We start from the raw sequence: 14,432 nt of genomic DNA, 5'->3' as shown, positions 1-14,432 counted from the left end.
CCTACACGTTTAATAAAATTCGCACATTATTTTTCGGTTGAGTCCCAACTTTTTGTAGTAGCATTTGATCAAAACGCTGCTTTAGTTCTTCAACAGTTAATGGCTGTCCATTGTTCATCATCTGCTCTAATTCAGTTACAGTAATAGTTACCTTCTCAATTCCTTGAAGTAGAATTGTAATTGCCTCGACAAGCCTTATATTGATAGGTAATGTTAATGTTTGTTGTTGAATAAATTCATTAACTAATTGTCTTTGATCCGGCTGTAGCATATCAATGTTCTCTTTTATTTCTGGATCACGTAAAGTCGTAAGTAATGTAGAAGTCCAATTAGTCAATAAATCTTCTAACTCTTCTTCTAGTTCGTCTAAATTCTGATGGCGAGTATATGGCTCATCTTTTGGTCTAAAATGACAAGCTTTACAAATTGGCGAATGCTCTAACTTCTCTTTTGTTAAATCCCAGCATGCAATCATATCATCCACTTTTTGTAACCATTGATCAAGAGGTTGAGATGAAAGCAGGGAAATCTTTGAAAGCTTTCGCAAGGCATCTACTCTGTTATCTGTTAATAAAGCTTCTTTTTTATTTTCTTCTGTTGCGTTAATTCTTGCTTTATCATGAAGAGCTAAATAAATTGAGTAATATTCCTCTTTTAATTTCCTTAGAGCCTGTCTTTCTTGCTGACCATCTTCATTGTTTCTTAACGCATGAATAAGGTCTTCTAATGCCCCTTCAACTTTTCTATTCCACTCATGAGATGATAGCAAATGGTTTTGTGCATTAACCAAATACATTGCTTCCTGCGATATCTCTATCGTACGTTTTTGTTGTTCAATTAAATTATTGGTTAAGGTTATACGTTCCTTCTGCTCAATGACTTCATCTACACTGAATTTAAAGTTTTTCAGCTTTGCAGGTGTATCATAAATTTGTAAATCATTTAAAAATGATTTTAATTTCGCAAGTTCTTTACGGAAATCGTTTACTTGATCCGTATTAAATAATGTTACATCTAAGAAAGGTATGCCATTTTTAATTTCATGGTCTAATCGAACTACCTTATCCAATAACAGTTTTGACTCCCTATTTAATTGTCCTACAGCTAATTGGAGGGCATTATTTTGTAGTAACCCTCTACCTATATTGAATAAATCAAATAGCTCTCCTAGTGCAGCTAATGGTAAATCACTTGGTTTTTTAATATGAGTAAAATCAGCAATTTGTTCAGCAGATAACCTAATCAGCTCGTCAAATTTCATCCCGTCATATGTAGCACCATTAATTGTAATCACAATGTCACCGTTAAAGACGAGTGCTGCTAGAAGCACTGCAAATAATTCAGGTTCCAAATCAAATTTTACGGTTCTTTTTACTTCTTCATTTTTATTAAATGTCTCAATAATATCCAATAATTCAGAGGCATTAACAACTTGTCCTTCCGATTTTGATTCCAATACTTCAATTACCCATTTGGCATAACCTGATTTACGAACATTTAACTTTTGATTTTCATCAAGAAGGACTAGCCCATCTAAAATTGTAATTCCATTTTTTGTTTTAGGTTGTTTGATATTTCGAATAGCTTCAGGGATGTACGTAGTAATCATACTACTTCTTGTAATTGGCTCTCTAATATTACGGAATGTCGGATAATCCGGATACTTATCATTGAACCATCCGTTCAAGCAATCATCTGCAGCAGCATCAATTACCTCTTTGACAGATGCTTGTGCAGGTGCTGAAATACTCCATTCCGCAATTCGTTTTGTCTCACCTTTATACGTCATTTTATAAGCTGTCGGCATATTTACCTTAAACCATGCAGTAAGTTGCTTCATATAATGAGAAGCCTTATCTTCATATAGATTACGTGAGCCACTAGAGGCCGTCGTTGCCAATTCTCTAGCACCAGCATAGAATCTTAAATTGCGATAAAAATCTTCATCTTTTGTTTCCAGTACGAAGAATACCTCATCTGGTTTATTTTCATTTTTTAAATGTTTCTTATCAAAAATAGGTAGCATATAAATATAAAAATCTCGTTCCGGTTGAGTAGTGGAACGCTCATCAGGGTAACCGAAGAACAAGTAGCCTGGACGAGTTACTTTATGCTCATACCATGGGAGCTCATGTTGCCATATACGATAATTAGATCTATATCTAGTTTCTGTAGTATTACCTGTTTGTACAGAAAGCACATCAAAATAATATTGATCCATTTTGTCTTTACTTAACATTTCGGCTTTTTGTTCAATTAAACTATCTACATCAATATCCTTTTGTAAATCTAGATAATATTGTCCGTTTTCTTGATTGACTGAAATATATTGGTAACTCACTGTTTTCTGTATTTCCTTTAAAACTACCTCAATTAAGCCTCTTAGAAATTCAGAGTCTTCTTCTGGAAGTTGAGCATACAAAAATAGTTGGTCACGTAATTCCTCAGCAGTAACCCCAACTTTTGAAAAAATATTATCTGTTGTTAATCGGAAAACGGAAAGTGCTTGAACGACACGATACGCCATTGGACGATATAATGGTTTCGTAAAAGCATTTTCAATACGGTCTAATAAAATTGTCGCTTTTGACATCACTTCTTTAACATTTGGGTTTGCTTTTAATGCCTTATCCCCTTCAATATATGGCCAATAACTATCATACGAAATGAATCCCGGTTGGTCATTTGGCACTTCTCGTTCAAGCAATTTTTTCATTTCGAGGCTTAATGTTTTCAGAATTACACGTTTTTCTGCTACTGTTACTCTTTCAAATGTAGATAAGTAAGATGGATGGATTGGAAACAATTCAACGTACTTTTCTAGTTGTTCATTTAATTTATTATATAGCGGTGTAAACCGTTGTAAATGTTCTCGAATAATAGCCTTTTGTCGATCGTCTTTTCGTAGTAAACGTTTTGAAACTACATATTCAATATCCTCACGTACAATAACGGCTTGTTCTGTCCTCTCTTTTACGCGGCTAAGTTGTTCGGCAACAAACGAGAATTTTGGATTATCAAACAACATTTCCTGGATCCCGGTAATGAATCGGAAACGAGATGTTCCACATATTTCACCCATTGCACGTAAGAAGTTTAAGTCGAGCATAAGTTCTTGTTCATTTCGAGAACGTAAATAATCAAGTAACTCATCCACAATCAAAAGTAAACCTTGTTCTGGATACTCTTCTTCAAAAGTAGCCATCATCTTGATTAATTCATCTTTATTGCTTCGTATTTTTTCTAGGTCTGGAGCCTCGTAATCAACTCCAATTGATTGTAGATAATCAGTCAGTTCTCCAAACACAAATTCCTGAAGAGACATACGTATACCGTCTAACTCTGTACGAAGAACCTTAAATTTACCTTCAATCTCTTTTGCTTTTTTTGCTACTTGTGAGTGATTAACCCTTTCAGCAGAGTCCCTGAGTTCGGCTATCGTTGAAATAACACTCATTAAGTGTGATTTACCCGTTCCATAGTTACCTACAACGAGTAACCCTTTATTATCTGCAGGTCGTTCAAATTGTAATTGCTCAATAATCGTTTCGTTTATCACTTCTGCCATACGGTCAGAAATTACGTATGTATCAACTAATTCGAATGCCTTTTCGGTATTGGTGGATTCTTTCAACTGTACAATTGTTTCGACTGGATCAAATTGAATCAAATCACGATATTGCATAATGACCTCTCCTTTTAGACATGTATAATATGATCTTCAAATCCGTCTGCTTCAAAATACTCTGGATGATCAGGTGTTCCATATTTTGTAGATCCCCTAGCTACTTCGCCTGGCCAATCAATTAGAATTACCTTGTTGCCACTGATATATTCGAATAAGCCAATTGGATTTTGTTTTAGCTCTTCGTCAAATAAATAGTGTACTCGACTTAAGAAAATAACATCATTGTCAAATCTATTTGTTATTTGTTGCAGTTCATCTTTTACTACTCGTTGTCGTCTAGATACTGGTACATCTTTTAATCGTATAGCTAATTCCTTATTTACATTAACAGATGGAATACCCATTTTTCCAATTCCATCATGTAGTTCTTTTTCATTACTTTGTTGATGCTTCAAAAGTAAGAATTGGTACCTTTGTCTTCGTATAGCCAGGATTTCTTCTTTTAGCCTCTCGATAATATTCATTTATTCACCTCTTTTTATAGAGATATCCTTATATCAATATTACACGATTGGAAGATAGATGGGAACGGATTCACTTGAATTAACGATATTTCCTTATGTCTTTTTTCCTATTTTATACTTCCTTACTAAGGAACCATATTCCAGTGATTTTATATAGCTTAAAAACCATACAAATTTTCTCCCGCTACCACCATTCATATACGAAAGGGGGTACCCATCCGTTTCATGCCCCACCCCTTATATAGACCGTTGTTTATCCCTATGGATAGATAACGGTTTTTTTGCATTACAGAGACGACATGCGTGGTGAGAGGAGCGCACTATGAAAGGTGGAATGGAGATGAACAACTCATTGGTAAAGATTCTTATTGAAGCTAAAAAACTAAACAAATGGATACCTGCCAAGTTTCTAGTGAAGTACGACATTCAAATTGTTGACCTATCAAAACTTGAGGACGATGGACTCATTCTGACTATGAAAAGTAAGTCAGATGAATTGGTATTGAAGTTAACACTCAAGGGTTATCACCACTTCAACAAATAATTAGGTTTATCCAATAACATTTAGGAGGAATTTTATTATGCGGAAGAACTTATGGCTGGATCATGAATTGATTAATGGGAAAGGAGTTCCTATTCCAGAGATTAAAACAATCTATCAGTCATTATTAAATGAAAATGAAAGAATTAAAGTTGAGATAGTTAATTCCATTGAATGCAATGACTACGTAAGGCTATCTCATTTACTAGCTAGTAGAAGTAAGATTCAATCTGCTATAAAGGAAGTCGAGTCATTACATGAAGATGATTTGAAAGATTATGTTTCTACTAAAGAACGAGTTTCGCATGTACTTAGCAATGCTGCAAATTCTCTGGAAGCAAACGGTGAAGATGTATTGTTAAATGTTACAAACAGCTTGGAGAAATTGAATCAATCAGCACACAGCTTGGTAACTAAGTCATTAGACATTTCATCTAAAGCATTCAGTAAAGGTAATTAACTAAATCTCAATGCAGGCAAGTTACTATTAATGGTGGCTTCTCAGGGATTATCCAAGCTTTCAGATGCAATTAATAAAAAGTCTTAATCTATTGAAAGGGGGTGAGAATTATATGAAATCAGGTATGCATTCGAAAAGGAACAATATAGTACCCTTTTCCAACAACAGTGAATCTGAAATTGTTTCACTACCTAATATTGTCGTATCGACTATCGAATCAAAACGACGGGTAGAAGAACTACAAACATTCGTTGATGAAGTAATGGTAAAAGGTGTTGATTACGGGTTAGTGAATGGATTTTCAAAGCCTACATTACTAAAACCAGGTGCTGAGAAACTATGTGATGTATTTGGGTTTTCGAAAACAGCAGATGTTGTCAATCGCATCGAACAATGGGATTCAGGTATATTCGCTTATGAAGTGAAGATGACACTAATACGCAAAGACAATGGGCTCGTTGAAGCTGAAGGCCTAGGTTCATGCAATAGCAAGGAATCTTCCTTTCAGCAACAAGATCCTTACACAATCGTCAACACCGTGTTAAAGATGGCAAAAAAGAGAGCGTTAATTGATGCAGTTCTATCTGCAACACGTTCAAGTGGTATCTTCACCCAAGACATTGAAGATTTTTCACAAGCGAAAACAAAAGCTAATAAAGGAGGTGGTGAACAAGCAACAAAAGCCCAACTTCAAAAGATCTTCAGTATCGTGAATGAAATGGACATGCCGACAGATGTTGCAAAGGAATTGATGAAGTTGACTTTTGGAGTTGAGCGTAGTACACAGTTAACCAAGAAACAGGCATCGGACTTTATTCAAGATTTACTGATGCTGAAGGAGGTGAGAACGATGGATGAACAAAACCATATTGATTGAAAGCACATGGATTGCAGATGCGGTCGATGTGCTTTTTTTATTGCACAAAAATAGATGAGCCCATCAGCACATGAACTCATCTAAAACATCTCTCAACAACAGTATATTGCAGAAAAAGTATTAACTCAATCGGGAGGGACGTATTTCGTCTCTCCTTTTTTAATTCAATCAAACAAACAATGGAGGAATTTATAATGAACAATTCAATCGATAAAATCACTTTTAGAAATCTATTAGCAACAACAACTCGTGAAAAGGAAGATAGTTATGTAGTGAATGAACTATTTACCCGCTACCCTTCTATTCAGGAATTATTAGCTGTAACTGAGGATGAGCTGCTGCAAATCAAGGGAATCGGAAAAGCAAAGGCTAAGCAAATTATTGCTGCTTTACAACTTGCACGGATGAACCCTTGCCCTGTTGAACAACGGTTTACAATACGCTCACCACAAGATACTTTTGATTATTTAAAGGATATGCAATATTTGCAGCAGGAGCACTTTGTAGTTCTGGGCTTAAACACAAAGAACCAGATAGTTTTCCGTGAAACAGTATTTGTCGGTTCACTAAATGCTAGTATCGTACATCCACGTGAGGTGTTCAATCATTTAGTACGCCGTAGCTGTGCTAGTGCAATTGTGGGACATAACCACCCCAGTGGAGACGTTTCACCAAGTATGGAAGACATTAATGTAACAAAGCGCTTGGGCGAGGCTGGAAAGATGATGGGTATTGAGATATTGGATCATATCATTGTTGGCCATGAAAAATATACTAGTTTGAAAGAAAAAGGATATCTATAAAAAATAATTTCGAGAAAGTCAGTGAAAGTGCTAGAAATAGCACCAACACTGGCTTTCTCTTTTAATCATCAAGTTATGGGCTAAAGTTTGAAAAAATCATCACTTTTTTGATGGGTAGCGCAATGAAAATGACCGTAAACCTTGGAATATAGGCGTTTCCTAAGAATTCCGTATAAATATTATAATCTAGCAAAAACTAAAAATACCCAACTACTATGTATTAATCTGCTACAACCCGATATTGTAACATTGAAATTCGAGAAACTGGAAATATTTATAAATACCCTACCTACGAAGATGTGAACTATCAATATAAATCATTTATGATATGGTTCATTTTTCTGTATTTTGAATGCACGATAAACCTGCTCCATTAAGATAAGCTTCATTAATTGATGTGGAAATGTCATTTTTGAGAAAGATAGTTTTTGATCTGCACGATTTAGAACATCATCACTTAATCCATTTGATCCACCAATAATAAATGATATTTGACTCTTACCATGAATACCGAGTTTCTCCATCCCATCAGCCAATTGTTCTGATGACCAACTCTCTCCATTGATCGCCAAAGCGATGACGTATTGGTTTGGCTTTATTTTACTTAAAATCCGCTCTCCTTCTTTTTGAATTACATGGTTTAACTCTTTATCACTCAATTGCTCAGGAGCTTGTTCATCATTTACCTCTTCCATTGTTAATTTACAATATGGTCGTAATCTTTTTTCAAACTCAGCAATACCTAATTTTAAATACTTTTCTTTCACTTTCCCTACGCTAACAATTTGTATCTGCATCTATGATCTCTCCCGATATAATAGTCCTTACTACAATTCTATAGGTTCAATATGTGTAAACCTTTCTGTATTATACCTTCTACCAAAGTCCCATCCAGTTATACTTACTTTATCATATGTTTGAAGAGCTATCGGATTACATTCTACTGCCACTAACGTATTTCTACCTCCCCAAACACTCATTTCCTTCCAAGTCTCAGTAATGATCTTTAAAGGGAGTAATGGAGATCTTCTCATCCATTCCTCTATATCTTTACTTAATACACTCTGTATATCCATAACCGGATATACGTATGCAGAGTGCTTTTTGAATGCCTTCTGTTCAGCCCTCGTTAACTTCTTATACGCAGTGTTTATCGAGCCTTCAGCTTTTATCAATCTCCTTATTTTAGACCTGCCGTCAATAGAATCAATATCGACCATATTCATATTTTTAAATCCATCATTTCTTGCGTTCAACAGAAAATAAGAAGCATTTTCTCTATTTTTCTTTGGAATTTTTCGTGTTCTTTCTATCCTAGTTAATTGCTTCCCTTTTAAACCACGTTGCTTAGCCTTATCATATACTTTAACTTGTTGTCCATTCCTTTTCCCCCAATAAATCGTTGTACTACTTACACTAGGCACTTTGGGATTGTTTCTTTGAGAACCTACAAATAGTCTTTCCGCGACTTCTAACGATGTGAATGCATCGATATCTATTTTCTCGTCCCATGATGCTACTTCAACACCATTAAAAGTTCCTAAAATAAACGTTATAACATCTAACATATCTGAGGGTGTTAAATGGTTAATATCAGGATTAATTCTGATAATAGTATTCGGTAGATTAGTATATATCCTTCCCCATACAACTTGAAATAGCGGATGTGAAAGCATATAACTGTATCGATCGTCGGGGCACGCATTACTGAAATACGATGCAGGCTTTACTGTGTTCCAAAAGTTACTTGTCACAGTTAAGTCAGAGTGAAAAATGATCCCATCATAAGGGCAAGTCCAATCGACGGGTTCAATCTTAGATAATATATGTTGCAATTCATATACACCTGCTAGCTGCTGTTCAAGTTTCGTTTTATTAAATCTCCACATCTTATTACCCCTCCATATTTTTATAGGGAAACCCTTCGTACTCAAGGCTCCAAGTAACCTTATGCGACCATCAATAAGGATAGCTATTACCAAACAATTGCCTCGAATAAAAAAACAAATATATTTTAATAAATGGTATATTTGTATTTATGTTAACAAAGAGTTATAATTGAGTAAAGTACTAAATACGAAAGGTGGAATTATAACTTGTCCAGTCGCCAAATCAATTCATTAGAATTTCAATTACTTGCTAAAAGCTCGCTTGGAGATCGTTTAAAGTTCTTTAGAATGGAGGTCAAAAAGCTTGATCCTGATAAAGATTACACAACAACTGCTATTGCTGAAAGAGTAGGTGTTACTCCCCAAAGCATCTCGGCCATTGAGCGAGGGGAATCGAAGAAGCCCTCTTTCCAACTCATTCATAAGCTGACTAAAGAATATGGTATCCCTTTAGAAGCTGCTACAAATGAATTTTATGAAGAGGAAAAATTATTTACAATAGGTCATCCAATTGAAGTAGATATTGACTTCACAGACTTTGAAATCATCGACGATTCTGCCCCCAACCTAGGAATCTTGGTATATCAAGCAAATAGTGAAAATCAAATTCGATTTGTTTTGAATGAAGAAATCGCTCATGTAAAAGACATCGATTTCATTAAATTACTATCCCGATTTATTTATGAGTTAGAGCTTTATCAGATGGAAAACTCCATTCATATCTCTGAACTGTTTAGAAAGGAAAGTCCCTTTGATAAAAGCATGAAATTATTTCAAGCAACCGAAGAGATTTACCCCTACATTTCGAAAAAGCAGTTTTCAAATGTGATTTACGAATTAACCAAAAACAAGAATGAAAGCGAGTGATTCTTTGAATAGAAAAGAAAATTCCACAGAAGAAAAGGAGAAGAACATTGCCCAGTGGATAAAGGATAAGCAAAATAACCAAAGTCGTTTTATTGATTTGCTTTCTGATTTGATCCAATCATCGTATTCATCCACAATTAAGGAGGAGAAATAATGGATAACAAAATGAAAGCTGTACTTTACGCACGTGTTAGTACCGAAGAACAAGCTACAGAAGGATATAGTATAAATGCTCAGAAAGAGCTTCTATACGAATACGCCAACAAGAATAACATTGAAATCATTGAAGAGTATATCGATGAAGGAAAAAGTGGTAAAAGTATTGAAGGTAGACCTGAAATGAAACGTCTATTGAGAGACGCTCGGGAGGAAAACTTTCATGCCGTTATTATATATAAGCTCGATCGTCTATCTCGAAAAACAAAGGATGCATTAGAAATTGCAGAGAAGCTCGATTTCCATAATGTTCAGCTAATCAGTTATTCTGAAAACATCGATACTACTACCCCTGGCGGAAAGATGTTTTTCACTATTTTGAGTTCAGTTGCAGAAATGGAACGTTCCACTATTATTGACCGCGCTAAAATGGGGATGGTTCAACGTGCCAAAGAAGGCTATTACAATGGAGGAAGAGTGCTAGGTTACGACAGTATCAATAAACATTTAGTGATAAATGAGGAAGAAGCTCATATCATCCGCTTAATCTTTGATTATGCCGAGCAGGATTTAGGTTATAAGGCCATTGTAAGTCGTATTAATACCATGGGCTATAAAACAAAACGAGGATTTGACTTTTCCATTAACACCATTAATCAAATCCTAGACAATCCCCTGTACATAGGTAAAATTCGTTTTAATAGGTACGAAAACTGGGCTGAAAAACATCGTAAAGGAAAGAACAAAGATTATATCCTTGTTGACGGGAAACATGAAGCCATTATCGAACAGGAGCAATGGAATCGCGTACAGCAATCTCGAAAAAAACGCTCAATAAAACCTGCACAATCTAACAATCCATACATATTAAATGGACTTATTAGATGCCCTGAATGCGGATATGGGATGGTTTCTGGATCATCAAAAGGAGCGAAGGGTAAAAAATACCGTTATTATGTATGTGGACTATTCCACAATAAAGGTAGCAAAGCATGTAGTGCACATTCCATTCGTGCAGATCGAGCAGAAGAACAAGTATTTGAGGAATTGGAACGCATCGTGTCTGAGCCATATGTATTGAAACGGATTGTTGATAATGTTAATGAGAAGCGTATTGATGCAAGAACCCCAATTAATGATGAGATTAAGATATTACAATCTAAGCTGAATAAGGTAGAAGTTCGAATTAATAACATTACGAATAAATTAATGGATGATCCCTCACTGGTTGCTATTTTCAAGCCAAAATTAACTGTGCTTACCGAAGAACAAGCAGAGCTCCAAAGCAAACTTAAAGCTTTAAATACTGAATTAGAAGAATGTGATACAACACCTATTGATGCTCAAGCATTGCATAACCTTTTAGCAAACTTTGATAAGGTGATAAAGGATGCAGAGCCTGAACAACAAAAGGCATTACTCCGCTTAATCATAAAGAATATACAGATTAGCAAAGAGGCACCTCGTGGGATTGGGCGACATATAAAGAAAATCAATCTATACTTTGACTTTACAATAGAGGGATTAGAAGAACATACCCTGGATTTATTAGACACAGTTTCTATGGATTTTTTTGCACCTGTTGAATCATGGATGTTAGAAAATGAGGATGGTAAAATGTTGAGCGAAATGATGGATTCGCTTAATATTTTACCCTTAAAAGATGTACGGTTCCCCCCGATTAATCCGAAACGCTCGATAAACTTGCTCCACCAACACAAGTCGCATCAACTGATGTGGAAATGTCATCTTCGAGAAAGATAATGCCATATTACTCCGCTTCATCACCGCTTCACTCAAGCCTAACGATCCACCAATTACAAATGCAATTTTACTCTTTCCGTAGGTAGCAAGCTCATCTAATTTAGCCGCTAATTCCTCTGATGTGAACTGTTTGCCTTTAATTTCTAGTGTGATAACAAAGGTATCTGTGGATAGCTTGTCCAAAATACGCTCGCCTTCTTTAGCTTTTATTTCCTCCTCTTGAGCTGCGCTTAAGTTTTCTGGTGCTTTTTCATCGGCTAATTCTACAATATCGACTTTTGCATAAGGACCTAATCGTTTCATATATTCAGCAATGCCTTGCTTTAAATACTTTTCCTTCAATTTTCCTACTGTAATAATTGTGATTTTCATAAATTAAAACTCCTTAAACAGAATAGCTATCCTTATGCTACCATAATCCATTGTGTAGTTAACCAATTTTATTCACAAAACTATCCACACACCATGTGAAAATCGCCTTTATTCACAACTTTTACACGAAATAATCCACTTATACACAAAGTTATCCACATATGCACATATGTTTGTACTTTATTTAGTGTCCGAATTTATGTTCGCCACTATATATGTAGACTTTTCCCCACAATATTCACAGTTTGTTGATAACTCGTCTTCTCCTGTGAATTTCTCTAGTGTTGGAGGAAGTTCAAACTGATTTACAAGCTTATCTAATGCATAGTCTACATGACGATCACATACATAATATTTCATCTTTTCGTCTCCTTTTTTATTCAGATAACGGAAAAAGCGAGGATATCTTTATCCCCGCTTTTCCTATAGATCCGTTGCCGATAATGTTATGGTTACGGTATTTTTCTCACCATTTCGGTAATAGGTGACTTCCATTTCCTCTCCTGGCTGCTTATCTATATATAGATGTTTACGTAAATCAATGACATCCTGAATTGGCTCACCATCTAATTCAACAATCACATCAAATGGTTCTAAACCAGCTTGAGCTGCCGGTGACATCCGCTCCACGTTATCCACAATGACACCATGTGTAACATCCTCAGGTAACCTTAGACTGTAGCGCCAGTTGTAGCTTGGTATATCTGTTAACGATATTGGGGTTACCCCCATATATGGACGCGTAATTTTTCCATCTTGCTCAATGTCGTCTAATATAGGCTTTGCTGTATTAATTGGAATGGAAAAACCAATTCCCTCAACAGCATATTCTGCAATTTTCATGGAATTAATGCCAACTAACTGCCCCTTCATATTAATGAGTGCTCCACCAGAGTTACCAGGATTGATAGCTGCATCGGTTTGGATAACCTCCGCACTCCAATCCTCAACGCCATCCCCATTTATATCTTGAGGAACTACACGTTCCTTCCCACTAATAATACCTTGTGTAACCGATCCAGAGAACTGAAGCCCTAATGGACTACCAATGGCTAGCACAGGCTCACCAATATTCAAATTATCGGAGTTCCCAAGCTCAATGACTTTATCTACATGCTCTGGATCAATCCGTAGCACTGCTAAATCGTTAAAAGGATCACTACCTAATAGTTTAGCTGGTACTCTTTCTCCATCAGCTAGTGAAATTTCAATTTCATCAGCACCTTGGATAACATGGTGATTCGTTACAACAAAGGCATCGTCATCGGTCTTTTTATAAATAACACCGGATCCGGTACCAGCATCACTAGCCTGGTCAATCCAAAAGCTATCCCCTTGTACATTTACAACCCCTACAACCGCTTCTGTTACCTCCGCAACCACATTCGTCGTTTGTGTCTGAATATCTACATTTACGGTTTGCGTAGGTCCAGCATTTTCCGTCTGATTCCCTATGTTCGTCTCCGTATTTGCACTTTCAATTTCATAAGGTAAAATATCAGCATCTATGAGAGCAGGTAAGGCTAATACAACTAAAACTGCACCTATAATAAAGCCAATCAATGTCGGTATGAACCACTGTTTCTTTTTTTGGGTATTTCGACTTTGTGCGTGATCATCATAGTAACCCATCATGATTCACCTGGCCTTTCTTAAATAGTCTCTCGTCTTTATAAATACGTAACAACCATACGAAATGGATTTACTTCATAGAAATTATTTTCCTCTTTTTTTCTAATTTTAAACATGTTATCCAACTTTATAGATTGGCGTAGGAGAGGCAGGGTCGGTATCATGAAGCTCAATATTTCGATCCACATGAAAACCACGCTCATCTAAAATTTGCGATACAGACATCCGTGCTAAATCTTTCATATTGTTATCTTTACTTAAATGCGCTAAATAAATGCGCTTTGTTTCATTTCCGATGACATCCGTCAGTGCAATGGCAGCATCCTCATTGGATACGTGGCCAAGATCACTTAATATACGACGTTTTACATTCCATGGATAACGTCCCATACGCAGCATTCCTACATCATGATTGGATTCAAATATGAAGGCATCGGCATTTTCTATAATTTTTTTCGTCCGTTCAGAAACATAGCCCGTATCGGTTACTAAGGCTACTTTTCTACCAGCATGATGAAACACATAAAACATTGGTTCTGCTGCATCATGGGACACACCAAAGGATTCTACTTCTATATCTCCAAACGTTTTCGTAGTTTCCATATCAAATAGAAACTTTTGATCTGTCGTAAGCTTCCCTATATGGCCTTCCATCGCATTCCAAGTCTTTTCATTCGCGTAAATAGGTAAATTATATTTCCGTGCTAGAATTCCTAACCCTTTTATATGATCACTATGTTCATGTGTAACTAGTATTCCATTTAACTCACTTGGCGAAACATGAATATCTTTAAATAATTGATCCATCTGCTTCCCACTTAACCCTGCATCTACGAGGAGTTTCTGATTCTCGGTTCCGATATAAAAGGCATTGCCGGTTGATCCTGATGCTAAAACGCTAAAATGTAATGACACGACT

At 36.0% G+C, this 14,432-nt stretch carries 15 protein-coding genes; 7 read left to right on the top strand and 8 right to left on the bottom strand.

The window, feature by feature from the left end; genetic code table 11:
- Window position 1: 1 nt before the first annotated feature.
- Together C1A05_RS00395 and brxF are read right to left on the bottom strand one after the other, a co-directional pair.
- Window positions 2–3,685, bottom strand: coding sequence for a DUF6079 family protein (locus tag C1A05_RS00395; protein WP_102026198.1), 3,684 nt, complete (start codon window positions 3,683–3,685; stop codon window positions 2–4).
- A 14-nt stretch (window positions 3,686–3,699) separates the two neighbouring features.
- Window positions 3,700–4,152, bottom strand: coding sequence for a BREX-3 system P-loop-containing protein BrxF (brxF, locus tag C1A05_RS00390; RefSeq protein WP_102026197.1), 453 nt, complete (start codon window positions 4,150–4,152; stop codon window positions 3,700–3,702).
- Between the two features lie 340 nt (window positions 4,153–4,492).
- Here brxF and C1A05_RS00385 point away from each other — a divergent pair, with 340 nt between their 5' ends.
- From C1A05_RS00385 to radC, 4 genes are all read left to right on the top strand, one after another.
- Complete coding sequence (locus tag C1A05_RS00385) at window positions 4,493–4,696, top strand: hypothetical protein (protein WP_145997272.1); 204 nt, start codon at window positions 4,493–4,495, stop codon at window positions 4,694–4,696.
- Between the two features lie 37 nt (window positions 4,697–4,733).
- The gene (locus C1A05_RS00380; RefSeq protein WP_102026195.1) at window positions 4,734–5,153 is read left to right on the top strand and encodes a hypothetical protein; all 420 of its coding nucleotides are present in this window, start codon (window positions 4,734–4,736) and stop codon (window positions 5,151–5,153) included.
- A gap of 112 nt (window positions 5,154–5,265) precedes the next feature.
- Complete coding sequence (locus C1A05_RS00375; RefSeq protein WP_102026194.1) at window positions 5,266–6,030, top strand: hypothetical protein; 765 nt, start codon at window positions 5,266–5,268, stop codon at window positions 6,028–6,030.
- Between the two features lie 194 nt (window positions 6,031–6,224).
- Window positions 6,225–6,833 carry a RadC family protein gene (radC, locus tag C1A05_RS00370; protein ID WP_234998230.1) on the top strand — a complete coding sequence of 203 codons (609 nt, stop codon included), beginning with the start codon at window positions 6,225–6,227 and terminating at the stop codon, window positions 6,831–6,833.
- A gap of 317 nt (window positions 6,834–7,150) precedes the next feature.
- Here radC and rlmH (C1A05_RS00365) read toward each other — a convergent pair whose 3' ends face one another.
- Together rlmH (C1A05_RS00365) and C1A05_RS00360 are read right to left on the bottom strand one after the other, a co-directional pair.
- Window positions 7,151–7,630, bottom strand: coding sequence for a 23S rRNA (pseudouridine(1915)-N(3))-methyltransferase RlmH (rlmH, locus tag C1A05_RS00365; RefSeq protein ID WP_102026192.1), 480 nt, complete (start codon window positions 7,628–7,630; stop codon window positions 7,151–7,153).
- Between the two features lie 30 nt (window positions 7,631–7,660).
- Window positions 7,661–8,722, bottom strand: coding sequence for a hypothetical protein (locus tag C1A05_RS00360; protein ID WP_102026191.1), 1,062 nt, complete (start codon window positions 8,720–8,722; stop codon window positions 7,661–7,663).
- A gap of 207 nt (window positions 8,723–8,929) precedes the next feature.
- On the opposite strand from C1A05_RS00360, the gene C1A05_RS00355 reads away from it, so the two are divergent.
- The 3 genes from C1A05_RS00355 to C1A05_RS00350 are packed head-to-tail and all read left to right on the top strand — an operon-like array spanning window position 8,930 to window position 11,509.
- Window positions 8,930–9,589 carry a helix-turn-helix transcriptional regulator gene (locus C1A05_RS00355; protein ID WP_102026190.1) on the top strand — a complete coding sequence of 220 codons (660 nt, stop codon included), beginning with the start codon at window positions 8,930–8,932 and terminating at the stop codon, window positions 9,587–9,589.
- Window positions 9,590–9,593: 4 nt separating this feature from the next.
- Entirely contained in the window at window positions 9,594–9,743 is a 150-nt protein-coding gene (locus C1A05_RS17905) for a hypothetical protein (protein ID WP_159461945.1), read from the top strand.
- A complete protein-coding gene (locus C1A05_RS00350) occupies window positions 9,743–11,509 on the top strand; it encodes a recombinase family protein (protein WP_102026189.1) in 1,767 nt (588 codons plus the stop codon). The genes C1A05_RS17905 and C1A05_RS00350 overlap by 1 nt, the downstream gene beginning before the upstream one ends.
- Here C1A05_RS00350 and rlmH (C1A05_RS00345) read toward each other — a convergent pair.
- From rlmH (C1A05_RS00345) to C1A05_RS00330, 4 genes are all read right to left on the bottom strand, one after another.
- On the bottom strand, window positions 11,402–11,881 hold the full coding sequence (gene rlmH / locus C1A05_RS00345) for a 23S rRNA (pseudouridine(1915)-N(3))-methyltransferase RlmH (RefSeq protein WP_102026188.1): 480 nt from the start codon (window positions 11,879–11,881) through the stop codon (window positions 11,402–11,404). The two genes, C1A05_RS00350 and rlmH (C1A05_RS00345), sit on opposite strands and share 108 nt — an antisense overlap.
- A 180-nt stretch (window positions 11,882–12,061) precedes the next feature.
- The gene (locus C1A05_RS00340; protein WP_102026187.1) at window positions 12,062–12,241 is read right to left on the bottom strand and encodes a CxxH/CxxC protein; all 180 of its coding nucleotides are present in this window, start codon (window positions 12,239–12,241) and stop codon (window positions 12,062–12,064) included.
- 63 nt (window positions 12,242–12,304) lie between these two features.
- Window positions 12,305–13,513 carry a S1C family serine protease gene (locus C1A05_RS00335; RefSeq protein WP_102026186.1) on the bottom strand — a complete coding sequence of 403 codons (1,209 nt, stop codon included), beginning with the start codon at window positions 13,511–13,513 and terminating at the stop codon, window positions 12,305–12,307.
- A 117-nt stretch (window positions 13,514–13,630) separates the two neighbouring features.
- Window positions 13,631–14,428, bottom strand: a complete 798-nt coding sequence (locus tag C1A05_RS00330; protein WP_102026185.1) for an MBL fold metallo-hydrolase — start codon at window positions 14,426–14,428, stop codon at window positions 13,631–13,633.
- Between the last annotated feature and the right edge of the window lie 4 nt (window positions 14,429–14,432).

Source organism: Salirhabdus sp. Marseille-P4669 (assembly GCF_900240405.1).
Lineage (GTDB): Bacteria > Bacillota > Bacilli > Bacillales > Alkalibacillaceae > OEQK01.
Note: the sequence above shows the minus strand (reverse complement) of the source record. Positions and strands in the feature narration are given on the sequence as shown.

What these genes read in the sequence shown, in the direction of transcription:
- C1A05_RS00395 (WP_102026198.1), bottom strand. Translation starts at nt 3,685, where the DNA reads ATGCAATATCGTGATTTGATTCAATTTGATCCAGTCGAAACAATTGTA.
- brxF (WP_102026197.1), bottom strand. Translation starts at nt 4,152, where the DNA reads ATGAATATTATCGAGAGGCTAAAAGAAGAAATCCTGGCTATACGAAGA.
- C1A05_RS00385 (WP_145997272.1), top strand. Translation starts at nt 4,493, where the DNA reads ATGAACAACTCATTGGTAAAGATTCTTATTGAAGCTAAAAAACTAAAC.
- C1A05_RS00380 (WP_102026195.1), top strand. Translation starts at nt 4,734, where the DNA reads ATGCGGAAGAACTTATGGCTGGATCATGAATTGATTAATGGGAAAGGA.
- C1A05_RS00375 (WP_102026194.1), top strand. Translation starts at nt 5,266, where the DNA reads ATGAAATCAGGTATGCATTCGAAAAGGAACAATATAGTACCCTTTTCC.
- radC (WP_234998230.1), top strand. Translation starts at nt 6,225, where the DNA reads ATGAACAATTCAATCGATAAAATCACTTTTAGAAATCTATTAGCAACA.
- rlmH (WP_102026192.1), bottom strand. Translation starts at nt 7,630, where the DNA reads ATGCAGATACAAATTGTTAGCGTAGGGAAAGTGAAAGAAAAGTATTTA.
- C1A05_RS00360 (WP_102026191.1), bottom strand. Translation starts at nt 8,722, where the DNA reads ATGTGGAGATTTAATAAAACGAAACTTGAACAGCAGCTAGCAGGTGTA.
- C1A05_RS00350 (WP_102026189.1), top strand. Translation starts at nt 9,743, where the DNA reads ATGGATAACAAAATGAAAGCTGTACTTTACGCACGTGTTAGTACCGAA.
- rlmH (WP_102026188.1), bottom strand. Translation starts at nt 11,881, where the DNA reads ATGAAAATCACAATTATTACAGTAGGAAAATTGAAGGAAAAGTATTTA.
- C1A05_RS00340 (WP_102026187.1), bottom strand. Translation starts at nt 12,241, where the DNA reads ATGAAATATTATGTATGTGATCGTCATGTAGACTATGCATTAGATAAG.
- C1A05_RS00335 (WP_102026186.1), bottom strand. Translation starts at nt 13,513, where the DNA reads ATGGGTTACTATGATGATCACGCACAAAGTCGAAATACCCAAAAAAAG.